This window comes from Vibrio chemaguriensis, assembly GCF_012275705.1.
GTDB classification, from domain to species: domain Bacteria; phylum Pseudomonadota; class Gammaproteobacteria; order Enterobacterales; family Vibrionaceae; genus Vibrio; species Vibrio diabolicus.
This window is the reverse complement of record NZ_SHOE01000005.1, coordinates 80331-105504: the sequence shown is the minus strand read 5'-3', so window position 1 is coordinate 105504 and position 25174 is coordinate 80331. Positions and strand designations below refer to the sequence as shown.

The window sequence follows — 25174 nt, the reverse complement described above, 5'->3', positions numbered from 1 at the left end:
AGACGTGATTCAGCAAGAATGGCTGGGATCGTAGACCAAGTAATGATTGGTGGTTCGATAGGTCCTCCATCTATTGTTTTACCCTTTAGGCTCATTTCAATGCGGTCGACCTGCACTTTATAGTTACTTAGGTAGACACCCTTTTAATAAAATAATCATTAGTGTTCAAATGAATGATTTGATCGGATTATAGTTTTTCTTCTCCAATAAAATGAATACATTAGCGCGTATTTGTATGAAAAGTCTGCGCAAACTAACGTTTTTATTATCTAGATAATTAGAATTGATCTTTTTGCTCGTTTGTCACCAAAGTTTGTAAATTTTTAGATGTCTAATTAATCCTGATGTCTTACGTATTTATCGTGTCGATTTTTGCAAACTTAGTTTATTGGCATATGCTAAAAATGTTGTTGGCATATGCCAACTTAAGGCGTAATTTGATCCTGTGTTTTTGAGGGATAATGATGGCAAGACCAAAGATAGAAAGACGAATATGCGGACGTGCTGCACACCATTGTTTCAAACCCAATGGCGTGCCATTTCATCAGTTGGAGCAAGTCGCCATATTACCAGAAGAGCTAGAAGCACTGCGTTTGGCCGATTTAGAGGGGCTTAGCCAGCAGCAAGCTGCTGATCAGATGGGCGTCTCTAGACAAACTTTTGGTAACACAGTAAAAAGTGCAAGATTGAAAGTCGCAAAAAGTTTAGTTGAAGGTCATGCATTAGTTTTTCCGGATGAGGAGTCAAACTTATGATTTATGCTATTCCTAATGATGGTGAGCGGGTGGCAAACCACTTTGTTAAAGCACCATATATTGCTATTTATTCTGATACTGACGGTATGCTAAAAAACTTAGCGAACATTGCTTCGATGCCACAAGCAGGTTGCAATGCGAAGTCTCAGTTAATTCAGTCTCTGCAAGAGTACAATGTGGATGCTGTACTTGTACGAAATATCGGTGAACGCGCACTAGCCAAATTACTTCGTAGTGGCACGCAAGTATTCAGGCTTTCTACCCGTAGCTCATTGGAAGATGTACTTGCGGTTCCAAGAGAGCCTCTCATTGAGCCGTCTCAAGGTCGTCCCTCAAACAATCATAAGAAAAATGCTCACAAGCCAAAAGGTGGTTGCGGTTCCTGTGGTTGTGGTGGCAAAAAATCCAAACTCTCATTGCTGGCAAGACCGAAAGCACCAACAGGGCTACTTAAAGTGACTTCTCGCCCTGCTATACTTAGGCTAAAGACGATGGCTAATAAGGCAGGTTAATATGGTTTGGTTATTTACCTTTCTTGGTTTTCTCGCAATCATTTTGTTGATGTCGCTTGGCGTCATTTTCCACAACAAGCGTATTCAAGGGAGTTGTGGCGGATTGAATAATGTCGGTGTTGATAAGGTGTGCAATTGTGAAACCTCTTGTGCAGAGCCTGAAAGACGTTTGTATCAAATATCCGAACCTAATTCGTCATCTGAGCGCTAAGATCTTTTGCCCATTTCGGTAAGGTTTGTTTAAACCAGTCAATGTATTTACTGGTCTGCGGGTTCTGTCTCGAGACCAGTATATTCACCACTTCTACCACCATCCACGTTTTAGCTATTGCAATCGTTCTTGCTAAATTACTCGCATCGCCTTGCTTTGCCGTCTTGGTATAGGTATGCGCCACACCAAGATAATCTTCGAATGTGCCCATGCCTTTGACTAGTGGCGCTAAATCTATCGCGATATGCCCTGTCGAAAAACGTTCCCAGTCGAACAGCACCAAATCGCCATTATCTCGTCGCCCCCAGTTCCCGGCATTGGTGTCTCCAGAGATCAAATTTTTGGCGTTGAAAAGCGGGCCGGATTGCTCTTGTAGCTGATAAAAGAACCGCTCTGTTTTTGCGTCTAGTTTGAGCGTGTTTAGAGCTTGGGAAGTGGCTGGTTGTGTCCACTGATGAGGATGATAAACACCGTCTGATGTCGGAGATAGTCTATGTATTTTAGCTAGTTGTTCTATCACGCGCGGCTCTTCAAGCAGGAATTCTTGATTGACAGAGTGCGGGATATACTCGATTCGTAACGTATTTTGTTGGTGATCGTAATCAATGAGCTCAGGTACAAGAATGCCAAGTTCATTGAATGGTTTAGCCTGGTGTTGATAAAAAGCGACCTCAACCTGTTCTACCTGCTGCTTTTCAATGAATGAAATGCCTTGTTTTTCTACCAGATAAACTTTGGCACTGCCCATCTGGTTAAGCTCTTGCTTTGACATAAGACATCCTGTCTTTTGATGGTGGAATCTTCACTTACCTTAAACGCGAAAGGTGTGTGCGCCAAGAATACTTAAAGAGAACATTGAAACAAAACAATGCAATGGTTTGAGTATGAAATTGTCGCTGGTGTCTAAATTTTGCACAGTGGCTTTTACGCATCGTTAACCACGTTCTACGCTTAATATTCGATTTAAACAAGGAGAACCACTATGGCTGTAATAAAGCAGGATATTCCAAATCGTGTAACGGTTTATCATGACAATGTCGATCAAGAACAAGAGCTGAAAAATGCGATGCTGCCAGAGAAACCGCGTTACTTTAACGGTGCTCCGACTTACAAAGCGAACAGCATCGAAGAGTTTGAAAGCAAAATCAGTCAGATAGGTTTGTCTCTCGATAAATAACTTTTCTTTTACCTAAAAGCGCCCTCAAAATGAGGGCGCTTTTTTATTTGTATGATTGATTTGAATCGTAGGGAATTAACCTTGTTGTGCACTGCCTTGGCAGACCTGTTTTTGCACTGCTGGTGGCGCGGGCTCGTAATGGCTTAAGGTCATACTAAAGCTGCCTTCACCACCAGTGATGGAGCGTAATCGACGAGCGTAATCTTGTAGCTCATTTACTGGTGACTTGGCTCTGAGTAAGGTGAAGCTGCTGTCGATTGGCTCGGTGCCTTCGATCAAGCCTCGGTTTCCAGATAAATCACCAGAAACATCGCCAACGTTCGCGGTTGGGATGTGCAGTTCCATCTGGACAATGGGTTCTAGCACAATAGGATCTGCGTTGTTAATCGCATCTAAAAAGGCTTTCTTACCTGCGATGACAAACGCTATTTCTTTCGAATCGACGGAGTGATATTTACCGTCATAAACGGTGACTTCCACATCCTTAATTGGGTTGCCAGAAATCGCGCCTTCCTCTAACGCTTGCAAAATACCTTTTTCAACAGCAGGAATGAGCGCGGTTGGAATTGCGCCACCCACCACTTTGTTGATGAACTTAAATCCGGCGCCACGCTCGAGTGGGCGAACCTTCAATTGCACTTCACCAAACTGGCCTGCACCGCCACTTTGTTTTTTGTGTCGATAATGCCCTTCGGCAGGTTTAGTGATGGTTTCAAAGTATTCGACGCTTGGTTGGCAGGTTTCGACGTCCAGCTTGTACACGTTCGCCATCTTTTCTAATGCGACTTTGAGGTGAAACTCCCCTTGGCCGCTGATGATGGTTTCGTTGGTGCGAGCGCGATGTTCGATGCGCAGCGAAGGATCTTCGCTGGCGATTTTATTCAGTACATCGCCTAATTTTTGCTCATCTCCACGCTTAAGAGGCTTCAAGCACAAAGAATACATGGAGTCAGGAAGGTCCAATGTCTTGAGTTGAACACCATCTTCTTCGTGAGAGTCATGAACGATTGAATCGAATTCGAGATCATCCACTTTGGCTAAAACGCAGAAGTCGCCGGCAAGCGCGCGAGGGATCTCGGTTCTATCTTTGCCCTGCAGTTGATATAAGTGCCCAACTTTAAATGCCTTGTTGCTTTCGCCAATATAAAGCTGGCTGCCCGCATTGATTTCACCCTGATACACACGTAAGTAGGCAAGTTTTCCCATATATGGGTCGACGCTGACTTTGTACACGTGTGCGACGGTGTGCTCAAAGGTTTCGCAATTTACTTTGATTTTTTTGCCGTTCTTTTCCAATAGAGGAGGGTTACCTTCGTTTGGCATGGGCATGATCTCCGCCAAGGTGCGCAGCAGAAGCTCGACGCCCGCGCCGGTTTGTGCTGAGACAAAACAGACCGGAATCACATGTCCAGTTCTCAGTGCTTCTTCAAACGGATCATGCAGTTGCTCTGCGGTGAGTTCGGAGCCTTGTTCCAGATACAGTTCCATCAGTTCTTCATCGACTTCGATAACTTGGTCAATCAAGGTCTCATGAGCTTCATCTACCGTCGCAAGTAAGGTTTCTCGTCCCAATTCTGGTTCGAAATAGCAGTCAACTACAGATTCCCCGTCAGCCGAAGGTAAGTTGATCGGTAAGCAGTGGTCCCCAAAATGCTCAACGATGTTCTCCATCAATCTTTCTAACTGACTACCGTGGTTATCGAGCTTATTGATGATGATCATCTGACATTTTTGCTGCTCTTTAGCAAAGGTGAATAAGCGATCGGAAGTTTGGTTTAGTGGGGTTTGAGGGGCGATGACAAGGGCGGATGTTTCAACGGCAGGAAAGACGCTGATCGTACGGCCAAGTAACTCGTTTTGTCCCGGAGTGTCGATGATATTGAGCCGATGTTTATTCCAGCGCAGTGCGACTGGCGTTGCTTCAATGCTGTGTTGATATTGGATGGATTGAGGGTCGAAGTCGGTAACGGTATCGCCTTTTTCTACGCTGCCTAAATGGTGAGTGGCATCGCAGGTGAAGAGCAGTTTTTCTATCAGCGTGGTTTTACCGGTCCCGGTTTGGCCGACGAAAGCGATATTGCGTATTTTGTTTATAGGCATAGAGCCTCCTTGCAAGATGGCGTGAAAAACCTACGAATTGCTAGGAAGTGGGTTGTTAGAGAAACCCACGCACTGCATTGGAGTAGGGCGGGATTACCGCCTATTCGTCTTCCATGTCATTTTCCGGATGACTCGATGCATAAGACCACCTTCTTGGACTACTGTAATCTTAGCATGCCGTAATAACCGTATAATTTATGTGACTTATTTCATGATGGGGCTGATTGTTTTTTAATCGAGATCATAAACTCAGAGGTTCTGACTTTTCGATCAAAACCTCTGGATTGTTTAGGCTATTTGGAAAGAACGATTTCGCCGTCGCGATAAACTAAGCTCGGCGTTATATCTTGTCCGAGCAACACCGGGCCATCAAGATCGACAACGCTCGCCTGAGCAGCAATGGGTAACGCAGCACGCATCGCCAGCGACGTCCCCAACATACAACCGGACATGAGGCTAAAACCGAGTTTTTTTGCATCGTCGGCCAGCAATAATGCTTCACTGAGCCCGCCCGTTTTATCTAGCTTAATGTTCACCATTTCATATTTGCCAAGCAGTTGATGCAATTGCTCTCTGGTGTGACAACTTTCATCGGCGCAAAGTGGAATGGGGTGCGGAATGCTGGCGAGTGCGTCGTCGCAGTCTTGTGGCAACGGTTGCTCGATCATGATGATATTAAACGGTTCGAGTTGATCAAATACCGTCGCGAGGTCGAGGTTTTGCCACGCTTCATTCGCATCTAAGACAATTTGTACGTGCGGCGCGGCATCGCGTACTGCTGCAACGCGCTCAATCACGTTTTCACCATCCAGTTTTACCTTTAGCAGTTTTGCGCCTTGGCTAAGGTAGGCTTGCGCCTGTTTTGCCATCGCTTGCGGCGTGTCGATAGAAACCGTCATCGCCGTCACAATCGCCTCTGGTAACGTAAAGAGGTCGTGAACCTGCTGCTTGTAGCTCAAAAGCGCGTGAAGATGCCAAAGGGCGCAATCCAATGCATTTCTTGCCGCCCCTGCAGGCAATAACGATTGAAGCTGGTTTTTGAGAGCCATCGCATCAGCTTCGCCTTTTGCGTACAAACTTTGCAGTTCATGCGCGGCGTGAGAAATCGCCTTAATCACCGATTCAACCGATTCACCATAACGAGGGTATGGCGTGCATTCACCTTGGGCTGTCATGCCTCGGTGTTCAATTGTCACGCGGACTACGTGGCACTCTGTCCGACTGCCGCGAGAGATGCGAAATGGTGTCGCCATAGCAATCGTGACGGGTTCTACATGAATTTTCATCTCACTAGTTTTCCCTAAACCGCAGTTATTTTCTAAACCGTAAATGTTTCCTAAATCGTAAGGATCTTATCTGCAACCGCATCAACGCCAAAACGCACAGGGTCGGTGACGGGCACCCGATATTTGTCGCTCCAATCCTGGCATAACTGGGCAGCATCTTCTTCGCTGATCGCCGAAGTGTTTAAGCAAATACCCACTAATTGAGCTTTTGGATTTGTCAGGCGAGCAGCGGCCAGATTCGCTTCTATCGTTTGTTCAATGGTTGGCAAGCTCGCATGTGGTAAGTTGCGGATGTGCGGGCGACCAATCTCATGGCACAGTATCAGAGCGTCCGCTTGTGCGCCGTGAAGTAAGCCCAAACTTACGCCAGCAAACGAAGGGTTAAATAACGAACCTTGCCCTTCGATGATGTCCCAATCGTGGTCGGTGAAGTCGGGGCTGATCGCTTCTACTGCGCCGGAGATAAAATCGGCAACTACGGCATCAATTGAAATGCCACTGCCTGCGATGAGAATTCCGGTTTGACCCGTTGCTTTGAACTCTGCGCGACAGTTTTTACGCTTTAATGCATGCTCAATGGCAAGAGCAGAGTACATTTTGCCCACGGAGCAATCTGTCCCTACAGTAAGTACTCGCTTGCCTGCGCGAGCTTTGCCATTACCGACCTTGAGCGGGACATCATAATGGCGAACATCATACAGTTTGGTTAATCCGCGTTGTTCTAGAGCGGCAAGAGGAGCAAATTCCGTCAAACGTTGGTGCATGCCCGATGCAATTTCAAATCCCATTTCTGCCGCTTCAAGTAAGGTAGCTTGCCAAGCTTCGGGAATGACTCCCCCCGGATTTGCTGTGCCAAGCACCAGCGTTTTTGCTCCTTGCTGCTGCGCTTGTTGTAGTGTCATGTCGGTTAAACCAAGTGATACGGTTTCTGGCGTCAGGCGGATTTGGCCAAGACAAATCTCAGGTCGCCATTGGTAAATGCCACGCGCGGTTTTTGCTGCGAGTGGATCGGCTACATCGCCAAGAAAGAGTAGGTAAGGTTGAGCAATTTGCATGATGGTTCCCTTCGTCATCGTTATTGCTCATTAATGTAGCCAGACTGATTTAGGAAACCGAATGCTTATTTGTCGGGCAGGTATAACTTCAAGTTATACCTCTAAACCATCTGTTGTTTTAGGGCGGTGATAAACTGCTTTGTCGCAATGGATTGAGGAGTGTGCTCTGCGAATAAAATAGAGACAGAGAAGGACATGTTTGGCTCCAAAGCATGCACGGAGACGGCATCATCTTGGCGATATTGTTTTGCAGTCCATGGATCGACAATGGCGAATCCTGCTTGGTGTTTCACCAGTTCAGCCGCTGCGGAGTAGCTGCGTACGGTGATGGCATGTTGATAATGCTCGTCACGCGCCGACAAGGTTTGATGCAGCAATAAGCCCAGAGGGTCTCGGCTATCTAAACCGATAATGGGTAAATCGTGACTGATGAGTTCTTCTAAAATAACGACTTTTTCTGCGGGTATCGCTGCGCTTTTAGGAGCGATCAGTGCTAAGTTTTCTTTCAATAACACGTGCCCCATGATCGCTGGTGGTGTTTCTTCACCGAACGCGATGGCGACATCCAATTCATGTTTCAGCAACCCGGAGCACAGCTCATCGCGATTGGCCGTTAAGAGCTCAAAGGAGATGCCGTGCTCTTTCGACAACAACGCGACAGTCGGCGCTAACAAGTGCGCAGCCAAAACAGGCGGGGCACCGACTCGTAAATGTTGAGTTCCCTGTTTGACTTTGTTGGTCAGAGAGCGAAATTGTCCGAGTTGTTGATAGACCTTTTCTGCCTCTGGCAATAAGGCTTTGGCTTCTTGAGTGGGAACGAGACGTCCCTTTACACGCTCAAATAAAGCGAAGCTCAGTTGTTGTTCTGTATGGGCGAGAACTCGAGTGACATTAGGTTGGGAAACGTGCAGTAAGCGAGCAGCACCAGACACCGTTCCTGCTTGCATAATGGCGTAAAAGACTTCCAATTGTCTTAAGTTCACTGCGAATTCCTTCTGCTCATGTTGGTCGCCTCAGAATACCCAACCTTGCTGATGAGCGATAGAGGCAAAAGTGCTGGCGTAAAAAATAGTAAGACGATGTTGGTTGCCTTCTTATCTCGCTTTTTCAATTTCTCAACTTCTCAATTTCTATGCTTCACTTTGCTGCTGCATGAAGGGGCAGATCGTTAAACGGCTCAACGTCTCGGCTGAGTAATCCCATCAATACCACTGCTAATACCATGACAACAGCTGCGATTGCAAAACCGTATTGTGTTAGCTCGTAATGACTCAACATCGCGATTAATACATAACTGAGAGATTGAATGGTGGTGGAAAACATGCTGATGCCGCCATCAACACGACCACGTTGATGAACCGCTACGGTGTGATGCATCCAGTTGACTCTCGCAATGCGATTTAGCGCGTTAAACACACCAAACAGAGCTGTAAACAATAAGATGGTCAGCGGGCTTATCGCAAAACTCATTCCGATAAACGCCAGAGATACCATGACCATCGAAGCAAACATAATGTGGCTATGGGAGGCACGGCTTAGCACTTTGGTGACAATAAAGCCGGTTAGCAACGAGCCGAGGCCAAAACTGATGTTGAACCCTGCAAACCAATCGCCAGAGATGCCTTGTTCAGAAAACCAAATCGGCACCAGTTTGCTCAAATACGTCAATGCAGGATAAGAGAGGCAAGAGAGCAGAATAAAGCCATAAAATCGGGGTTCGAGACGGAATATTTGTTTGCTCTCTTTGAGTTGCGCGATGAAAGCAACGGATTTTGATGCCCTTAATTGTTGAGTATAAGGCGTCAGAATATAGAACATCGCTGCTAACGCAGAGGCGCTGGCCGCAAACAAAGCAAACTCTTTCATACCCCACATTTCAAGCAAAACAATACCCAACGCGCCAGCTCCGAGGGTCGTGGATTGCATTACAATTTCTTGCTGACCCGAAATTTTCGCATACTCATGGTGCTGATAATTTTCTTGGGTGAAGGCATTGTTGGTCGTCCATGCAAAATTACTCGAAACCCAATACACCAATTGCGCAAAAGCCAGCAACCAGTGTGACTCAAACCCTAACCAATAAGCAATGAACACCACCAAAGCCATACCCGATTGAATCCATTGATTGAGCACGAGTAGTACTTTGCGTGAATGTCGGTCAATTAAAGTGGAAAAGAAAGGCGTTGCTAGAAAAGAAATCGCGGTGCAGCTCAGAGAAACTAAAGCGACGAATGTACCCATGTTAGGTTCGGAAAGCATGACCCATGGTAGTGCCATCATGAACAAGCCAGAGGAAATGCTGTCGAATAAGCGGCCAGCTAAGTACGGCTGAGTTTTATTTTTCATTATGTTTGCCTCTAACTCCCGATGGATTTCAAAAGGTTGATGTCCAACTGTTCTGTGTTTGACAACCAAGTCGTTCGCGCTGAACACATTATCTTGAGATCGCCGGGGTTTAGCGTTAATTAAGATGGTGCAACTTTAAAACCTCAAGTAAACTTGAGGTAAAGTATTTTTTTAACAAAATTGATACACAGGGAGTCAAGGATGGAAATCAGCGTAGGAGAAGTGGCAAAACGTTCTGGAGTGAAAGTATCTGCCCTACATTTTTACGAGCAAAAAGGACTAATTTCGAGCTGGAGAAATCAAGGGAATCAGCGTCGCTATCATCGAAGTGTGTTGCGCCGTGTTGCGGTGATTAAAGCGGCACAGCAAGTGGGGTTGTCGTTAGAAGAAATCAAACATGCGCTAGATGAGCTGCCGAAACATCAAGCGCCAAACAAACAGCAATGGGAAGTCATGGCGAGTCATTGGCATGAACAGTTGGAGCAAAAAATTCAAAAGCTCAAAGCCCTGCAAAACGATTTGGGTGGATGCATTGGCTGCGGGTGTTTGTCGTTAGAAACCTGCGCGCTGCGAAACCCAGAAGATGTGTTAGGCAAAGACCACTCGGGTTCTAACTTAACGTTAGAAGAGTAGGTGTTATTCCTATTCTTTGTCGAAACTGTCCACCACGATCGCGCCCATTGACGCCGGCATTGTGATGACGATGACCCGTTTTATCGCAACCAAAGGCTCATTCATTAGTGGCAGCTTATCAAGACAGAAAAGAACTAACGCCACCACAACGGCCGCAATGAGGTACGCGATAACCACACGAAAAATAAAAATGGATACGCGATTTTTGATGTGGCTTTGGAACACGCTTTGATAGGCGAAAAAACTGAGGAAAATGACAGAAAGGCTTAACAGCATGAGCAGGTTTGCCATTGGCAAGCTTTCACCCAGTCGCCACGCCTCTTCAGAAAAAGAGATGGGGACGGCGAGGGCAAAAGCGCCAACCAACACTTGGCTGGCGTCTTCTAAGTTAAAGTGACTACTCATGCTGCTCATTCCATTATTCGTTTGCTAGGTGTAAGAGCTTTTCAAAGCGCTCGTTACCATGCAGCAATTCGAGGTCTCGCTCTTCGGCAAGCAAGTCACGAATAGATGGGCTGTATTCAATAGCGCGTTCCAAGTCTTCAATGGCTTGCTCTTCAATGCCAAGACGAGAGTATGCACAAGCGCGTTGATACAGTGCAGGACCATTGGTGTAATCGACTTCAAGTACGCGGTTACAGATGCTTAGTGCCCAGTGGTATTCGTTGATTTCCATCGCGGCGTCTGCTTTGTAAGTCAACGCTTCTAAATCACCTGGGCGAATCAGCAAGATCTCATCATAGATTTCAATACGTTGCTCTGGTGTTTGTGAGCTTTGCGCACGCAACCATAAGTTATGGATCTCGTTGATTTTCTCAATTTCTTTATTGTTTTCACTGATAATGCGAGTTTTGCGTTTTAAATCTCGCTCAAGGGCGACAAATTTCTTCTCGTATTCTTGGGCGATCTTTTCTAATCGTTTATCCGCCATCTCTTTGGTGTTGTGTTTAAACTCACGCAGAGATTGCCAGCCTACAAAGGCGATCAGCGATGCGACACCTGCGATGATGTAGAAGAAGTAGGTTACGGTCACGTTGGCATAGTTCAACGATTTATCCGCAACCGTCAGCTCGCGGTCGGTGATCTCTGTGATCATTCGTTTTTCTAGGCTCTGATAGTCCTGACGCAGTGCTTTTAGCTCATCTAAAATATAGCGTTCCATTAATGGTCTATCTAACAGATCCGATTCTGAATACTTTTCGTCCGATGCCATTGTCGGCAAGGCAAGTATCAGCGAGAAAAAAATACCAATAAATAAGCGCATAAAACGTCCTTTCACGAGAAGAGTACAGATAGACCATGCAACAATAGCAAATAGCACAAACGTTTAGCAAAGTTATTACAAAAGAAATAATTGTCGTCTACGTAAAAGTCATATTCTTGTTGTTTTTCAGTTTGTTCCTGGTGGTTATTTGCCGTGATATCTTTTATCCTCCTTGCGAATTTATGATTAATGGAGTGAGCATGGACGCGCGAGCTAAGGATTACTTAGAGCAGTATCTAAAATTATTATCACCAGAACAAAGAGCAGCCGTACCATCAGTTAGTGCTGACTATTATTGTGCCGATGAATACAACGCCAACGTATGCGCCGATTTGGTTCGAATTGGACAGAAAATCGCCTCTTGCAGTATGGAGCTTTGGTATCGAGAGCATGGCGAAAGCATGCCACAAGTGGGCCATTTACAAGTCGTCACGAATTGGAACGGGGACCCCGTTTGTGTGATACGAATTACTGATGTCAGCACATGCAAATATGAGGATGTAACCGCAGAGTTTGCCTACGCAGAAGGCGAAGGTGATAGAACCTTAAACTGGTGGCGTGACGCGCATACTGCATTTTTTAAAGCTGAATGCGATGAGTTGAACATAGATTGGCATGAGAAACGTACGCTAGTTTTGGAACGTTTTGAAGTGGTGTATCCAGTCAATTAATCGCTGATAGCAGCACTGATTTGAAGTGCTGCTTTCTTGAGAGACCGCTTTTAGCGCTTGCGAGCGGTCACACTAAACATGTGCCAGTGTTTTGGGCTTCCGACTACTGTGGTTCCGTCTTCATCTCTTTCATTCAATGAAATGAGTTCGTAATCCGCGAATAAACTTTCCACTTCCTTTTTCGTTAATGCGGTAATGTTCGGATGCATTTCTGATGCAACCCAGGAGTCTTTTACTCCTAAGAAATCACCGCAAAAGATACCGCCAGGTTGTAAGGCACTGTCTATATTGGTCCAAACTTGCTCAAAGCCTTCGTCCGGGCAAAAGAACAAACTGGCATTCGCGATAACCAGGCTGCATTGAGGGTAGTTAAACTCAGTAAAACAGCACTGTGAAATTGAGAAACGCTTCTGGCCTTCAAAGCGTGTTAAACAAGTTTTTACTGCATCTTCATGGCTATCAAATGCGTGAACGTTAAACCCCTGTTCGAGGAGGAAATGACTGTCTCGACCTATTCCGCAGCCAATATCAAGAGCGACTTTGCTCTCGAGTTTCAGTAGGTTTACGGCATTTTCTACGTTTGGGCGGTGAGGTTGGTTTAAAATTTTCTGATAGTACTCGTTCCACTGTGCTGACATTGAACTTCCTTGTATTATTGTGTTTCCCCAAATCTAGTGTCCATTCTTGTATTGCTTTATCGGGGAGGTTTTGAAACATTGGCAATTGTTATAGCTGATCTTCAATTGGCAATATGCCGGAGAACCAAGCGCCCATTTTTCGCCATACTCCGGCCTCTGGTTCAGAATCATATTCTTTGCCTGTTTTTATGTCAGTCCAGACAATGTCTCCGTCGCGTAGAGTTAAGGCATAGGCGTTATTCGACAATTGATTCGGCAGTTGTTCTAGAAACATTTGCACATATTCTGGCTGTTCGATAACAACGGCCATTTCGGTATTCAAAGCGGCTGAACGTGGATCCCAGTTCATCGAGCCAACAAACAGCGTCTTGTCATCAATCGTCATTGCTTTTGCGTGTAAACTTGCTCTGCTGCTCCCCGTTAGGCTCCACTTGCTTTTGAGTTTCGCGCTCGCTTTTACTTCCCATAGCTTGACCCCAGCTTCGAGTAGGTCTGTTCGATATTTTGCGTACCAACCATGCACGGCAAACACGTCGTTAGAGGCGAGACTATTGGTCACTATCGTGATATCAACGCCTCGCTTGGCCGCGTTACTCAATGCTTGAGTGCCGACTTCGGTTGGGACGAAATAGGGGGAGATAAGAACAAATGAATGTTCAACACTTTTAACCAGCTCTGTTAAATTATCAATAAGTTGGCTCTCTCGGGTCGCAACTTTATCGGGTAAGTCAAACCATACTTTTGCTTCTCCCCAGTAGAGCTTGAGATTGCCTTGTTTGAGAGCTTGGTACATATCCAGTTTAGTGAAGTCATAACGGCCGGTTGAGAACTTTTCCTCTAGCTGGAGTTTGTCGACCTGCTTTTGAATCGCCAGGTCTGTAATTTGCTGTGAGTCCGGTGTTATCCATTCCATTGGTATCGCATAGGCGCTATTCCAGTAGAGGTCGAACTGATCTGCAGTTTGTTGTACCGCCTCACCATAGAGCAGTAGATCAAAATCACCAAATTCGACCTGTGATTCAAAAGAAAAGTACTCATTGCCGATATTCCTACCCCCGACAATGGCAGAAACACTGTCTGCAATCAAAGACTTATTATGCATACGACGATTAAGACGTTCAAAATCGCTAGCAAGTGCGAACCAGCGGGAGTCGCGATACTGATGCGGATTGAATAAGCGGATTTCGATATTAGGATGTGCATTGAGGGCAGCCATCACGTCATCGTTTCGCTTTTGCATATCGTCAAGCAACAGCCTTACTCGGACTCCACGCTTTGCAGCTTCATACAAGCGCCACGTTATTAGCTGACTCGTTTCGTCACCACGGTAAATATAGTATTGAAGATCAAGGCTTTTTTGTGCGGACTCGATTAGAGAGGTGCGAGCAAGAAGGGCATCGTGTCCTTGATTTAAAGGAGAAAAGCCAGTGATTGACTTTGGGTCTTTCCCGTAAGCTTCAAAGTACTGTGCAAGCACAGAGTCACCTTGATACCCAAGTTGGAAGCTAGTGGATTTTTCACTGGGATCGTTCAATGACACGGATGAACATGCCGATAAAATTGTGAATAAAGAAGGGAAGAGCAGCTTAGCGAGTGTATGTAACAAAGTACATTTCCTTGTCTTACAGAGTGTTACTTATCAGAAATTATAGACCTAAGTTGCCGCAGCGTGCATCCAACAAGGTTGGATAACGGGCTATTAATCAATGAATTGTCATGTTCTCGGGATTAAGTTCACCTTTTTGAACGCAGATAATCATTTATTTTAATTATGATTGTGTCTGAATTGGTCATAATCACTAATATCTGGTGATTATGACCAATAGCACACTGGTTAAAATAGTTGAGTAATAATAACTATTTGAATTTTAATAAATAAATGTCTGGCACGTCCCTTGCTATTTAAAAGAAGAGTTAAGTCAGGGCAACTTGCGAGGTTGGTTAATTTTTTGTTAATTTTATTAACTTTGAATTGGCAATAACTCTGTAGTTAGCAACCGAAAAAGCAAGGTACGCGCTGCTTTGACGTCTATTCAAATGTAATTCCCTCACCATCATGCTTACAGGGAGTCAAAGATTTAATAAAAGCATGGTGATGAAAACAACAATAAAAAAGGATTTTCGATGTTAGCAAAACCCGTATTACGTTGGCTTTTACCTTTCGTTGTCGTTGGTGGCTCTTATGCAGGATATGCCGCAATCGCCGCGACAGCTCCGGAAAAAGAGTCAACCAAAGATGCCATTACAGAGCCTACCGTTCAGGCTTCTTCTCTTTTTCCTACCGATCATAAAGTGGTGATAACCAGCCATGGTGAGTTAGTCCCTTTTGAAAAAACACACCTTTCCGCGCAAGTCAGTGGTGAAGTGATAAGTTGGCACCCTAATTTTGTAACGGGTGGGATCGTGAAACGAGGAGAAGTGCTGTTCACGATTGAAAGTGACAACTACGAAGCGTCGGTTTTGCAAGCCGAAGCCAATTTAGCTAGCGCACGTGCGAGCTTGATTGAGGAGCAAGCCAAAGCGGAAGTGGCAAAACGCCAGGCCAAGAGACTGAGCGATAAGCAAGTGACAGACCTGTATTTACGTAAGCCTCACGTTTTGAGCGCGCAAGCGCAAGTGAAGTCGGCTCAGGCGGCACTCAAACGAGCAAAAAGAGATTTAGAAAATTGCAAAGTCGTAGCACCTTACGATGCGCTGGTTGTTGAGCGTGATATTGGTGTTGGTCAATTTGTCACATCTGGCTCTCGAGTTGCAACGCTAAATAACATTGAAGTGGCGGAGGTGCATGTACCAATTGCCGGTTTTGATAGTGCATTTTTACCCGAATCCATTGGTGAGCTCACCGCGACAGTGACGCAGCAAGGTGTATTTTCTACCACTAGAGAAGGTCGAGTTGTTCGTGATTTAGGCATGATTGATAGCGCTACCCGAATGATTAACATGGTCATTCAAATCGCTGACCCATATGGTATTGATAATCAGCAGCCTCCAATTAAATTTGGCTCCTACGTTGAAGTGAGCTTCACAGGTAAGGAGCTAAAGCATATCTATCGCCTGCCACAGGAATTAGTCAAAAATCGCACGGTATGGGTAGTGAATGGTGAGAATCAACTTCAACCTCGGACGGTAACGGTCTTGAGAGCAGAAGGTGAGTTTTTACTCGTGGGGGAAGGCTTAGAGCAAAGTGATAAGTTGGTACTTACCTTGCCGGAGTACCCTCAAAAAGGCATGGCGGTACAAATCGCAAAAAAGAGTGACGACTCCGAAACCGTCGTACAGTAAGTAGGAGTTTGTCATGGAAGATACTAAACAAAAGGGCTTAATTGCCTATTTTGCGAATAACCCCGTCGCTGCCAACCTTTTGATGGTGTTCATCATCATCATGGGTGTGGTGAGTTTTCTCTTTATTCAAAGGCAGATGTTTCCGAATATTGAGGTGAACTACATTGATGTTCGTGCGACTTATCCTGGCGCTTCACCTCAAGAAATTGAAGAAAGCATTCTCGTTAAGGTTGAGGAATCGATTAAAGATGTCACCGGGATTAAAAAAACGGTCTCAACGGCCTCTAGAGGTAGCGCGTATGTCTCTATCGAGGTCGACGTTAATGCTGATATCAAGCGTGTCTTGGATGATGTAAATCAACGCATTGATACTTTATCCAACTTACCTGCCGGTATGGAACCGATCAATGTCTACCAAGTTGAGTGGCGCCAAGATGTAATCGAAATGGGGTTAGTTGGGGACCGACCGCTTGAAGAGCTCAAACCCATTGCTAAGCAAGTCGAGGATGAATTACTTCAACTCAAAAATGTCATGTTGGTGTATTTGAGTGCACCAGAGGAAGAGATAGCGATTGAAGTTGATCCACTCGTTCTTCGTAAATACGACTTGACGTTGAGCGATATCAGCAGCGCGATCAGTCGTTATTCTGCCAACTTTTCTGCGGGCGAAGTCAAAACAAACTCAGGGATGATCGCAGTAAGGATTGAAAATCAGTACTACCGTGGTGATGAATTTAGGAATATTCCTGTAAAGCTTGGCGCAAATGGTGCGAAGGTTTTACTGCAAGATATCGCCACGATCAAAGATGGCTTTACGGAAGAAGAGCGCTACTTTGAGTACTCAGGGCAAAATGCGATCTACATGTCTGTTGAAGCGACTCGCGATCAGAACATTATCCCTGTTGCCGAGTCTGTTCGTAATTATATCGAAGCAAAAAATAAGACATTACCGCAGGACGTTAAGCTCAAAGTCTTAGTGGATACGACCTATTATTTAAATGGTCGTCTCGACATGATGTTGAAAAACTTGCTGCAAGGCGCAGCTCTAGTGGCGATTATGCTGACCATTTTTTTGCGCTTTCGCTTGGCAATGTGGGTAATGATTGGGCTGCCAGTGTGTTTTCTTGGCGCGGTGATGATGATGCCTGCATTAGGGATCACGGTAAACATCGTATCTCTTTTTGCCTTCATTATGGTGCTCGGTATTGTGGTCGATGACGCCATCGTGATGGGAGAGAGCGCCTACAGCGAAATTGAAGAAAAAGGCGGTGGCGTCGAAAATGTGGTTCGCGGTGTCAAACGTGTTGCCACGCCAGCTACTTTTGGCGTTTTAACCACAATTGCCGTGTTTGCCCCTTTCTTGTTGTCTAGCGGTATTGATAGTGCTTTCTTCTATGGTATCGCGGGTGTTGTGATTCTTTGTTTGATCTTCAGTTTGATTGAATCAAAGTTAATCCTTCCTGCTCACCTCGCACATACCCACTTTAAGCCAGTTAAACCTGGTGGCTGGCGTGACCGATTTAACCAACGCTTTTTTGGCTTTGTAAACGGCACTTATCGTAACTTTGTCACGACATGTACGCATTGGCGCTGGACAGTGTTTGCTGTGTTTTGCGGTTTACTGCTGATCAGTGCGGCTTTGATCAACGCGAATTATGTTCGGGTGATCCCTAACCCTAAAGTGCCTACTGACTATCCTGCGATCACTATTGAAATGAACGATACCGTTTCAAGTGAGCAAACAATCAGTGCTCTTAAGACCATCGAACGTGTGATGCAAAAAATTGAATCAGAGACCATCGCAGAACATGGTCAAGGTATGATTCGTGATGTGCTTTCGTACAACCGAAGCCGCACCGAAGGCCGTGTTTTGGTGCCATTGGTTGATGAGGAATTACGCCCGTTCAATACATTTGAACTTGCTCGACGTTGGCGTGAAGCTATGCCAGTTATTCCTGGAATGAAGAGCATCAAAATCCGCGAGCAGAGCGCGGGTGGCGGTGACAGAGATGAGTTTGGTTACTTGCTGTTTGGTTCTAATATTAATGAATTGAACGAGGCTGGGCGTTACTTGATAGAGCGTTTACAGCAGGAAGAAGGGTTATACGATATTTCATCTTCTATTGATTCAGGAAGCAAAGAAGTACTCCTCTCTCTTGCGCCTGTAGCGTACGATCTCGGACTGGATCTCACCATGATCGCAGAGCAAGTGGGTGGCAGCTTCTACGGTGGTGAAGCACAGCGTCTTATTCGTGATGGTGAAGAAATCAAAGTTATGGTGCGTTACCCGCAACTGACACGTGAAGCATTCTCATCATTACGTTACGCTGTGATTACCACGCCAGCAGGTAAGAAGGTCATGCTGGGTGATGTGGTTAAGATCAACGAGCAGCCGGGCGTGAGTAGCATTCGGCGTGAAGGCGGGTATCAAACCGTTTATGTCTATGGTTCGATAGACGAAGAATTGGTTGAACCTCAAGAAGTCGTGAAGGTCATCGACGACAATATCTTACCGGACATGAAGCAAGTCTTCCCGAGTGTGAAAACGGAATTGGGTGGTGATATTGAAGAGCAAGCAGCGCAGCGTAATGAACAGATTCTGTTCTTTATTGCAGGCATGATCATCGTCTACATCTTGTTAGCCGTACCGTTAAAAAGTTATACCCAACCTTTGATTGTAATGTCAGTCATTCCATTTAGTCTGACGGGGGCGATTTGGGGCCACTTCTGGCTAGGTTTGGATATCAGTATGATGTCGACATTTGGTTTGATCGCCGCTGCTGGCGTGGTTATCAACGACTCTCTAGTTATGACAGATTACGTAAACCAAGTGAGAGAAAAGGGTATGAACATCAAACAAGCGGTGGTTGAAGCGGGCTGTGCACGCTTTCGAGCGATCACGCTCACCTCAATAACGACGTTTGCGGGTGTATTGCCGATTATGTTTGAAACGAGCTTGCAGGCGCGTTTTGTCATACCAATGGCTGTAGCTTTGGGCTTTGCGGTGTTGTACGCAACGGTTCTGACTTTAGTGCTGGTGCCTTGTTTGTATTTAATGCTTGAAGATATTAAAAATATTTTCAGATCGATTAAGGGGCTTCTTCATCGCTTTATCAATCGTTTCAGAAAGTCGCCAGTGACGTCGAGCGTTGAAGTAAATATATAGAGTTAACAAGCTTGATGTTAACGATTAGGAGCAGCCTTCGGGCTGCTTTTTTATTTCTGTATTTTGATTCAAAGCAGTTCTAGAGTGGGTTGTTACGTAATTTATTCGATGAAAGAACAGCGAGAAAATCTCCTGATAAGTTATTCTTTTTATGAATACCTTTTGCGTGTTTGATTCCATTGGTTAATTTAACACTTGGTTAGCGAAATTTACCAGAGGGAGATAATGATGAATATATGGATTTATTTAAATTATTGAAAAATAACAAAATAAAAGTTGGCATCGTATGTGCAATATATAAATTGTAACTAAAACGAACTGCTAATCCTCAAGGAGCTTATTATGAAAAGCGTATTTCTATCTACTCTAAGTCTTATTGTTGTAATGTCATCACCAATCGCTGCTGCTAACACTTTAGACAAAGAGGAGTGGAGCTCAGATTTACGTCAGGACTTTTCTGAAATGAAGCATGAAGCTGTAGCAGATATTCAGCAAATGAATATGGATGCCATCCACGCACGCGATGAGCGTATCGTGAAAAACATTAAAGATGAGCAAGAACAGTTAGTAAAGGTAACGTGCCACAAAGAGAAAGCAAGCAAGTCATAACCGCCGATAAAAGAGACTAACAGACGAAAATGAATCCAATACGAGTTCGGTGTTAGTTAGCAGTAAGCACTGACCTTGTTGCTCTACTTGCCAGCCTTTTAAGGCTGGCTTTTTTGTTAAAGGTATACTGTATAATTAGTATCTATGGGTACGTTCCCCCAATAATTGGTAGTTCATGATTAAATGTCTCTTGTTTCAAACGTGACTTAAGGCACTTAACCTTCGTATCAATAGGTGTATATATCTAGTGATTTATCATCGAGATGGGGATGAATGTAATTTTTAAAACTGTTGATTTCATTAAATTGGAGGCGATGCTATATATTTGAAATTCAGAAAGATCTAGTCTCCTTGTTGACCTTAATAATATCTTAGTATATGCCTCACTTTTATTTGAAGAGGGATTCGTAATGACTTGGGAGTTTATTGAAAGGAAAGAGGCTTTTGATTATATTGGGCTAAGTAATAAGTCGGTTAATGAGATTGAACAATTCTTACATGGAAGAGTGAGACTTTCAGCTACACTCTTTAGCAATAAAAAACTATACTTATCAAGACAATCCCTCATCATGCTTGCGTCTCTGAATGAATATGATCAGAAGCAAGTTGTCAAAGAAATGTATTTTCTTTCATCTAACCCAAGCACACCGTCTGTAGTTAGACACAAACGTAATCCATTGCTTCGAATATTTCGAACTAGGTATCCCTTCAAAAATTATCATTATTTATTAACTTGTATCCTTAGAGACGGGAAAGTTGTAATTCATGATATAGCTTTTGATCGACAATTGCATGGTAAGTCTATTTTTAAGCATTCACATCAAAGAACCCAAATGTATCATGTGAAGAAAGAAACAGGTAAAAATGGTGAGTATAATGGAGTGCAGAACAATGACGAAGCAAAGTTATTGTTGGCTGAGTGGGACCATACTAAAGCTCAAGTAACTCATCAAGTCAATACGCTTCATGCTACGGTAAATGGAATGCTGAATGATTATGAGAAAGCGGCGACACTGATGGGAGTACATACGCAGGTGGCATATAAAGAAGATAAGCCAACAGAGTATACGTTGTTTCACAACCCTTCTGATAATGCGAAGCTGGATCTTATTGAATGTGTTTATGACAAAACTCGTTTTACTTCGCACAATGCTCAACACCTAGCAGCAGTAATGAAACAATGTGCAGAGCAGGGTAAACAAGTGAAATGGACAGTACATAGCCAAGGTGCGATTATTTTTAACTCTGCGCTTGAATATGTAAGGAAAAAGAATCCGAGCTTAAAACTATTGAATCAACAAGTTGTGGTGCACGCAGGAGGGGCCAATACAACGAAGATTGGAAAAAACGCACAGCAGCTTGGTTTGAAGATAAACTACAATAAAACCCGAACGAATCCCTTTGATATTGTCCCAAATATTGCTGCGAGACAAACTCCATTATCGGCAAGTAGTCTCGTTCGTTGTTGTAAATTCTTGGGATTGGTGATGAATGGAGAGGTCACAGAGAGCCCACATACATTACCCTATTTTGGTGTTGAATCCTATCGACGACAACTGATGATGTCTGGTACTAATATGGCTAGTAAACGTTTAAAAGATATTGATGCATATTTAAAGAATAAGAGTTAGAAATATGGGCCTTATTAAAACTTGTAAAGATGGCTTTCGAGGAAAGCCAGATTTTTCAAACTTGCTACATAATGTATTCCAGATAGATGACTTAGTATTGTCATTTGAGTGTCCGAACAATATATATGAAGGGCATGTATACCAAGATCTTGTGGAGTTAAAACAATTCGATGTTGACTCAAAAGAAGAACGGCATGAAAAGTTAATAAAATTGGCTTCTATTTATTTCTCATTTCAAAAAAAAATATTAAACCCTCTATTACCTATAAATAAACAAGGTGGTTTATATATTAGGCTAAGGATCAAGTCTGCCAATGAGAATATTAGATCTGTCAATCAATTATCTTCATTCATAGAAAAAGAGTATGTGGAGTTTTATCATGCTCTAGAGTCTCCTGAAGGATCTAAGAAAGGAGATCATACAGAGATGATGAATGATGCTAACGATTACGCAAATCATCGCTGGGGATTAGAGCCGATAAACGAAGAAAAAAAGAGAGCGAAAGAAGAGTTTCTCGTAGGAGAGTTTCTTCGCAGCTACCCCCCAATTAAATGCCAGGCTATTGATGTTGGAGAGAAAACGTACTCAAAATACGTAGAAGGTAACTTGGAATATAAGAAGGACTATCGAAGAGTTTACAATTTGCATATCAAAAATGAGTTTTACTTTAGTATCGAGTTTTTATACGAAATCGAGCCTATGTTTGCTCAAAAAAAGTTTTTAGATTGGGTGAGAAGTGCTGATGAAACCTTTGAGAAAAAGGTGTTAGAGTTACTAGAATTGTCTCCGCTTGTTGATTCGTATACTACCTCCAAGGTAGAGAGATTGACCAAATAAAATTGATCCTGTGCGCTCTGACTTTCAACTTAAAGAAAAAAGCCCGCAAAGAATTTCCTCTGCGGGCGTAATAAAGGGCACCAAATTGGGTGTCTATTCATTTTGGAGGTGGTCGAACGTCCATATAAAACTGACAATAGGCTTGGTGAGAGGCTTACCACCAGCGCGACCAACGGAGCTAAAGTTAACATTGTTGCAATGATTGTTAAAATGTTAATTCTTCAATCAATGTTTTCATTATCGTTAGTCTGGATTGTGAATATGTTGTTCTATTGTTCCTGGAATGCTTGACTGTCGAATTTGAATACATCATGAGATATAGATGGCCCTTTCTTTATCCATTTTGGTTATATAAATCTTGTCATATCACACTGCTAAATCTTCATTATTTTTAATAATTCGACATGGATTACGCCATTTTGTTACTGGTGTGTTTGTTTTTCGATGGTCTCAAATTTGAGTTCACGTATAACCAGACAATTAAAGGAAAAGAGCAGCAGTTATCTGCCCTTTATTGCTATAAAGACTGAAGGCTAATCCCAATGTAATAGCGTCCAATTTGATCGATTCGCGTGTTCTTTTAGTTGTGGGCATGGATTTACCAGGTAAGCGTAGTCTGCGTATTCACAAAGCGGTAAATCGTTGATTGAATCGGTATAGAAATGGATTTCAGAATAAGGCTCAGGCTGATTTTCTAGCCACTGTTTTAAGCGCGTGACTTTACCTTCACGATAACTAGGGACACCGTCGATTTCAGCAGTATAACGGTTGTCTTTCTCGATTAAATCGATGCCGAGTGCGATTGGAATATTAAGACGGCGACCAACGGCTTCCACCAAAAAAGTGACGCTGGCAGAGATGATAACCATATCTATACCATCACGAGACAGTTGCTCAATCAGAGTTTTGGCTTGAGGAAACTGTTTAGCCAGAATATGGCTTTCAACACATTCTTCAACCAAGGCGTTTACTTCTTCAATCGGCATGTTTTCTAGTGGCTTCATGGAGAACGCTAGGTAATCTTCCATGTCCATTTTGCCTTCAGAGTACAAGGCCATTAGACGCTGATCTTCCTTAATAAATAAAGGATCAGTCGCGATGCCTCTCTCAACCATAAACTCGTTCCAAATCATTGCGCAGTCAGCGTTTATTAGGGTTTCATCCATATCAAAAACATACAAAGGTTTGGACATGTTTAGGCTCTCACTGGTTGTATTTCGTTTAGGTTAAAGAGTAGCTCTAGTTGGCTGCCATTCGCTAGTAAGCGTTCTGAAGAGCGGTTAAGTAAGTCAACAGTGAGCTCACACTCTTCAACGTTCACTTGATAGCGAATAATATTACCTAGAAGCTGGTGGTTGGTGATCGTACCTACTTGTGGCGCTGAGATGTGGCTATCATATTGACGACCTTGCTCTTTTACATATATAGACTCTGGGCGAATCGCTACTTTCCATTCGGTATCAATGTTGAAGAGTTGCTTGGCTTTATTGGCCTCTACAAGGTTGTAGTGTCCCATGAAACCGGCCACAAACTCGTTAGCAGGATGAGTATAAATTTCTTCAGGTGTTCCTGCTTGAACAATTTCCCCTTTACTCATTAAGAAGATACGATCAGACATAATCATCGCCTCTTCTTGGTCATGAGTTACGAAGATAGTGGTGAGATTCATTTCTTTCTGAATATCTCGGATTTGCTGACGAAGATGTTTGCGGATCTTGGCATCAAGCGCAGAAAGTGGCTCATCAAGCAATAATATGCGAGGTTTCACCACCAACGCTCGGGCGAGTGCGACACGCTGGCGCTGACCGCCAGAAAGTTGATGCGGATAGTGTTTTTCTTTACCTGCCAGGTCCACCAGTTTGATGACTTTAGCTACTTCACGTCGAATATCATCATTCGCAAGCTTTTTCATTTTTAAGCCAAATGCAATGTTGCCTTCAACGGTCATATTGGGAAACAGTGCATACGATTGAAAGACCATCCCAATACCACGCTCTTGCGGGACTTGATGCGTGATATCTTCTCCGTTTACCCAAATCTCGCCTCCATCGACAGGGTTAAGCCCTGCAAGGCTGCGAAGTAGCGTCGATTTACCACAACCGCTAGGGCCCAAAAGCGTAACGAATTCACCTTGCTCGATGTTAAAGTGAATGTCCTCAAATACGGTGTTATCACCAAAACGTTTAGTCAGATTTTTCGCTGCTACGTAGCTCATTGTTTGACTCCTCGGCTGAAACGACTTGCCAACCAAGTCAGTAAAAAAATAAATAGGAAGTAGGTCATCACTAAGGCAGACGTAAAGTGGCCGCTCGTCTGACGCATGTTATACAAGTAGATTTGCAGGGTTTCATAACGTGTGCCGACTAAAATATTGGCGAACACAAACTCTCCCAATAGAAATGAAAATGAAAGGAAAAGCGATGCCATCAGCCCTTTTTTGAGGTTAGGTAAAATGACCATCAAAAACGCTTTGGTTGTGCTTGCCCCTAGCAAGTGTGCCGCGTCCATTAAATCATTAAGGTTAATTGCTTCGAAGCTATTGGAAATCGCACGATACATGAACGGTAACGCGATGGTGAAATAAGTGCCTATTAAAATCCAAGGGGTACCGATAAGAGATATTTCACTGTCAGCATAAAGTTGAAGCAAGCCGACGGATGACACCACTGGTGGTACAGCGAATGGTAGCAAAATTAGTACGTTCATGAGCTTATCGAGCTTCGGGAAGTAGTAAAACACCACGAATATCGCTGGCAGAACCAGAAGCACACTGAGGGTTAGCGAAGCAATACAAATAAACAACGAACGCCCAAACGCTTGCAAAAAACGTGGGTCGGTCAGCAATTTAACGTACCAATCAAAAGTGAAACCATCCGGAAGCACCGTGGCGCCCCAGCGTGATGAAAGCGAATAGACAAAGGTCGCTAAAATCGGGATGAGCATGATCCCAACAATGGAATAAACCACCGTTTTATGGAATCGAGTATTAACGTTGTGCAT

At 44.0% G+C, this 25174-nt stretch carries 24 protein-coding genes; 11 read left to right on the top strand and 13 right to left on the bottom strand.

What is annotated here, in order from left to right; all coding sequences use genetic code 11:
• Positions 1-464: 464 nt before the first annotated feature.
• The 3 genes from EX191_RS07000 to nqrM are packed head-to-tail and all read left to right on the top strand — an operon-like array spanning position 465 to position 1478.
• Entirely contained in the window at positions 465-755 is a 291-nt protein-coding gene (locus EX191_RS07000; protein ID WP_048625148.1) for a DUF134 domain-containing protein, read from the top strand.
• Entirely contained in the window at positions 752-1267 is a 516-nt protein-coding gene (locus tag EX191_RS06995) for a NifB/NifX family molybdenum-iron cluster-binding protein (RefSeq protein WP_150917078.1), read from the top strand. Before EX191_RS07000 ends, EX191_RS06995 begins: the two co-directional genes overlap by 4 nt.
• 1 nt (position 1268) lies before the next feature.
• Positions 1269-1478 (top strand): (Na+)-NQR maturation NqrM, encoded by a 210-nt coding sequence (gene nqrM / locus EX191_RS06990; RefSeq protein WP_005392671.1) that lies wholly within the window; start codon positions 1269-1271, stop codon positions 1476-1478.
• Here the strand turns inward: nqrM and EX191_RS06985 are convergent.
• Positions 1456-2250 carry an aminoglycoside phosphotransferase family protein gene (locus EX191_RS06985; protein ID WP_193447436.1) on the bottom strand — a complete coding sequence of 265 codons (795 nt, stop codon included), beginning with the start codon at positions 2248-2250 and terminating at the stop codon, positions 1456-1458. The genes nqrM and EX191_RS06985 overlap by 23 nt on opposite strands.
• Before the next feature lie 210 nt (positions 2251-2460).
• Between EX191_RS06985 and EX191_RS06980 the strand changes: the two genes are divergently transcribed.
• Positions 2461-2655 carry a hypothetical protein gene (locus EX191_RS06980; RefSeq protein ID WP_193447435.1) on the top strand — a complete coding sequence of 65 codons (195 nt, stop codon included), beginning with the start codon at positions 2461-2463 and terminating at the stop codon, positions 2653-2655.
• Between the two features lie 75 nt (positions 2656-2730).
• On the opposite strand, the gene fusA is transcribed toward EX191_RS06980, so the two are convergent.
• From fusA to EX191_RS06955, 5 genes are all read right to left on the bottom strand, one after another.
• Complete coding sequence (gene fusA, locus EX191_RS06975) at positions 2731-4755, bottom strand: elongation factor G (RefSeq protein ID WP_193447434.1); 2025 nt, start codon at positions 4753-4755, stop codon at positions 2731-2733.
• Between the two features lie 293 nt (positions 4756-5048).
• On the bottom strand, positions 5049-6041 hold the full coding sequence (gene dgcA / locus EX191_RS06970; protein ID WP_193447433.1) for an N-acetyl-D-Glu racemase DgcA: 993 nt from the start codon (positions 6039-6041) through the stop codon (positions 5049-5051).
• A 50-nt stretch (positions 6042-6091) separates the two neighbouring features.
• Positions 6092-7096 carry an N-acetyltransferase DgcN gene (gene dgcN, locus EX191_RS06965; RefSeq protein WP_193447472.1) on the bottom strand — a complete coding sequence of 335 codons (1005 nt, stop codon included), beginning with the start codon at positions 7094-7096 and terminating at the stop codon, positions 6092-6094.
• A gap of 101 nt (positions 7097-7197) precedes the next feature.
• A complete protein-coding gene (locus EX191_RS06960) occupies positions 7198-8079 on the bottom strand; it encodes a LysR family transcriptional regulator (RefSeq protein WP_085343285.1) in 882 nt (293 codons plus the stop codon).
• Positions 8080-8233: 154 nt separating this feature from the next.
• Positions 8234-9442: an MFS transporter gene (locus tag EX191_RS06955; RefSeq protein ID WP_193447432.1), complete on the bottom strand. Its 1209-nt coding sequence runs from the start codon at positions 9440-9442 to the stop codon at positions 8234-8236.
• A gap of 201 nt (positions 9443-9643) precedes the next feature.
• On the opposite strand from EX191_RS06955, the gene soxR reads away from it, so the two are divergent.
• Entirely contained in the window at positions 9644-10075 is a 432-nt protein-coding gene (gene soxR / locus EX191_RS06950) for a redox-sensitive transcriptional activator SoxR (protein WP_005392679.1), read from the top strand.
• Positions 10076-10084: 9 nt separating this feature from the next.
• Here soxR and EX191_RS06945 read toward each other — a convergent pair whose 3' ends face one another.
• Both EX191_RS06945 and EX191_RS06940 read right to left on the bottom strand, forming a co-directional pair.
• On the bottom strand, positions 10085-10480 hold the full coding sequence (locus EX191_RS06945; RefSeq protein ID WP_005373896.1) for a DUF2391 family protein: 396 nt from the start codon (positions 10478-10480) through the stop codon (positions 10085-10087).
• 13 nt (positions 10481-10493) lie between these two features.
• Positions 10494-11339, bottom strand: a complete 846-nt coding sequence (locus EX191_RS06940; RefSeq protein ID WP_005392681.1) for a tetratricopeptide repeat protein — start codon at positions 11337-11339, stop codon at positions 10494-10496.
• Between the two features lie 200 nt (positions 11340-11539).
• Between EX191_RS06940 and EX191_RS06935 the strand changes: the two genes are divergently transcribed.
• Positions 11540-12010, top strand: coding sequence for an ASCH domain-containing protein (locus tag EX191_RS06935; RefSeq protein ID WP_193447431.1), 471 nt, complete (start codon positions 11540-11542; stop codon positions 12008-12010).
• 50 nt (positions 12011-12060) lie between these two features.
• Here the strand turns inward: EX191_RS06935 and EX191_RS06930 are convergent, their stop codons facing one another.
• Both EX191_RS06930 and EX191_RS06925 read right to left on the bottom strand, forming a co-directional pair.
• The gene (locus EX191_RS06930) at positions 12061-12648 is read right to left on the bottom strand and encodes a class I SAM-dependent methyltransferase (RefSeq protein WP_193447430.1); all 588 of its coding nucleotides are present in this window, start codon (positions 12646-12648) and stop codon (positions 12061-12063) included.
• A gap of 88 nt (positions 12649-12736) precedes the next feature.
• Positions 12737-14254 carry a phospholipase D family protein gene (locus EX191_RS06925; protein WP_046873810.1) on the bottom strand — a complete coding sequence of 506 codons (1518 nt, stop codon included), beginning with the start codon at positions 14252-14254 and terminating at the stop codon, positions 12737-12739.
• 518 nt (positions 14255-14772) lie between these two features.
• On the opposite strand from EX191_RS06925, the gene EX191_RS06920 reads away from it, so the two are divergent.
• From EX191_RS06920 to EX191_RS06900, 5 genes are all read left to right on the top strand, one after another.
• The gene (locus EX191_RS06920; RefSeq protein ID WP_006741362.1) at positions 14773-15930 is read left to right on the top strand and encodes an efflux RND transporter periplasmic adaptor subunit; all 1158 of its coding nucleotides are present in this window, start codon (positions 14773-14775) and stop codon (positions 15928-15930) included.
• A 13-nt stretch (positions 15931-15943) separates the two neighbouring features.
• Positions 15944-19096, top strand: coding sequence for an efflux RND transporter permease subunit (locus EX191_RS06915; protein WP_193447429.1), 3153 nt, complete (start codon positions 15944-15946; stop codon positions 19094-19096).
• A 342-nt stretch (positions 19097-19438) separates the two neighbouring features.
• Positions 19439-19705: a hypothetical protein gene (locus tag EX191_RS06910; RefSeq protein WP_046873807.1), complete on the top strand. Its 267-nt coding sequence runs from the start codon at positions 19439-19441 to the stop codon at positions 19703-19705.
• A gap of 410 nt (positions 19706-20115) precedes the next feature.
• Complete coding sequence (locus EX191_RS06905) at positions 20116-21336, top strand: alpha/beta hydrolase (protein WP_053808078.1); 1221 nt, start codon at positions 20116-20118, stop codon at positions 21334-21336.
• A 4-nt stretch (positions 21337-21340) separates the two neighbouring features.
• A complete protein-coding gene (locus EX191_RS06900; protein WP_145534416.1) occupies positions 21341-22174 on the top strand; it encodes a DNAase in 834 nt (277 codons plus the stop codon).
• Positions 22175-22707: 533 nt separating this feature from the next.
• Here EX191_RS06900 and EX191_RS06895 read toward each other — a convergent pair.
• The 3 genes from EX191_RS06895 to EX191_RS06885 are packed head-to-tail and all read right to left on the bottom strand — an operon-like array spanning position 22708 to position 25174.
• Entirely contained in the window at positions 22708-23367 is a 660-nt protein-coding gene (locus EX191_RS06895) for an HAD family hydrolase (protein WP_193447428.1), read from the bottom strand.
• A 2-nt stretch (positions 23368-23369) separates the two neighbouring features.
• A complete protein-coding gene (locus EX191_RS06890; RefSeq protein ID WP_193447427.1) occupies positions 23370-24389 on the bottom strand; it encodes an ABC transporter ATP-binding protein in 1020 nt (339 codons plus the stop codon).
• A complete protein-coding gene (locus EX191_RS06885; RefSeq protein ID WP_006741368.1) occupies positions 24386-25174 on the bottom strand; it encodes an ABC transporter permease in 789 nt (262 codons plus the stop codon). Before EX191_RS06885 ends, EX191_RS06890 begins: the two co-directional genes overlap by 4 nt.

What these genes read in the sequence shown, in the direction of transcription:
- EX191_RS06980 (WP_193447435.1), top strand. Translation starts at nt 2,461, where the DNA reads ATGGCTGTAATAAAGCAGGATATTCCAAATCGTGTAACGGTTTATCAT.
- EX191_RS06900 (WP_145534416.1), top strand. Translation starts at nt 21,341, where the DNA reads ATGGGCCTTATTAAAACTTGTAAAGATGGCTTTCGAGGAAAGCCAGAT.
- EX191_RS06995 (WP_150917078.1), top strand. Translation starts at nt 752, where the DNA reads ATGATTTATGCTATTCCTAATGATGGTGAGCGGGTGGCAAACCACTTT.
- EX191_RS06985 (WP_193447436.1), bottom strand. Translation starts at nt 2,250, where the DNA reads ATGTCAAAGCAAGAGCTTAACCAGATGGGCAGTGCCAAAGTTTATCTG.
- EX191_RS06905 (WP_053808078.1), top strand. Translation starts at nt 20,116, where the DNA reads ATGACTTGGGAGTTTATTGAAAGGAAAGAGGCTTTTGATTATATTGGG.
- EX191_RS06890 (WP_193447427.1), bottom strand. Translation starts at nt 24,389, where the DNA reads ATGAGCTACGTAGCAGCGAAAAATCTGACTAAACGTTTTGGTGATAAC.
- EX191_RS06915 (WP_193447429.1), top strand. Translation starts at nt 15,944, where the DNA reads ATGGAAGATACTAAACAAAAGGGCTTAATTGCCTATTTTGCGAATAAC.
- EX191_RS06955 (WP_193447432.1), bottom strand. Translation starts at nt 9,442, where the DNA reads ATGAAAAATAAAACTCAGCCGTACTTAGCTGGCCGCTTATTCGACAGC.
- EX191_RS07000 (WP_048625148.1), top strand. Translation starts at nt 465, where the DNA reads ATGGCAAGACCAAAGATAGAAAGACGAATATGCGGACGTGCTGCACAC.
- EX191_RS06910 (WP_046873807.1), top strand. Translation starts at nt 19,439, where the DNA reads ATGAAAAGCGTATTTCTATCTACTCTAAGTCTTATTGTTGTAATGTCA.
- EX191_RS06940 (WP_005392681.1), bottom strand. Translation starts at nt 11,339, where the DNA reads ATGCGCTTATTTATTGGTATTTTTTTCTCGCTGATACTTGCCTTGCCG.
- EX191_RS06885 (WP_006741368.1), bottom strand. Translation starts at nt 25,174, where the DNA reads ATGCACAACGTTAATACTCGATTCCATAAAACGGTGGTTTATTCCATT.
- EX191_RS06935 (WP_193447431.1), top strand. Translation starts at nt 11,540, where the DNA reads ATGGACGCGCGAGCTAAGGATTACTTAGAGCAGTATCTAAAATTATTA.
- dgcN (WP_193447472.1), bottom strand. Translation starts at nt 7,096, where the DNA reads ATGCAAATTGCTCAACCTTACCTACTCTTTCTTGGCGATGTAGCCGAT.
- EX191_RS06945 (WP_005373896.1), bottom strand. Translation starts at nt 10,480, where the DNA reads ATGAGTAGTCACTTTAACTTAGAAGACGCCAGCCAAGTGTTGGTTGGC.
- EX191_RS06920 (WP_006741362.1), top strand. Translation starts at nt 14,773, where the DNA reads ATGTTAGCAAAACCCGTATTACGTTGGCTTTTACCTTTCGTTGTCGTT.
- EX191_RS06930 (WP_193447430.1), bottom strand. Translation starts at nt 12,648, where the DNA reads ATGTCAGCACAGTGGAACGAGTACTATCAGAAAATTTTAAACCAACCT.
- fusA (WP_193447434.1), bottom strand. Translation starts at nt 4,755, where the DNA reads ATGCCTATAAACAAAATACGCAATATCGCTTTCGTCGGCCAAACCGGG.
- dgcA (WP_193447433.1), bottom strand. Translation starts at nt 6,041, where the DNA reads ATGAAAATTCATGTAGAACCCGTCACGATTGCTATGGCGACACCATTT.
- EX191_RS06895 (WP_193447428.1), bottom strand. Translation starts at nt 23,367, where the DNA reads ATGTCCAAACCTTTGTATGTTTTTGATATGGATGAAACCCTAATAAAC.
- nqrM (WP_005392671.1), top strand. Translation starts at nt 1,269, where the DNA reads ATGGTTTGGTTATTTACCTTTCTTGGTTTTCTCGCAATCATTTTGTTG.
- soxR (WP_005392679.1), top strand. Translation starts at nt 9,644, where the DNA reads ATGGAAATCAGCGTAGGAGAAGTGGCAAAACGTTCTGGAGTGAAAGTA.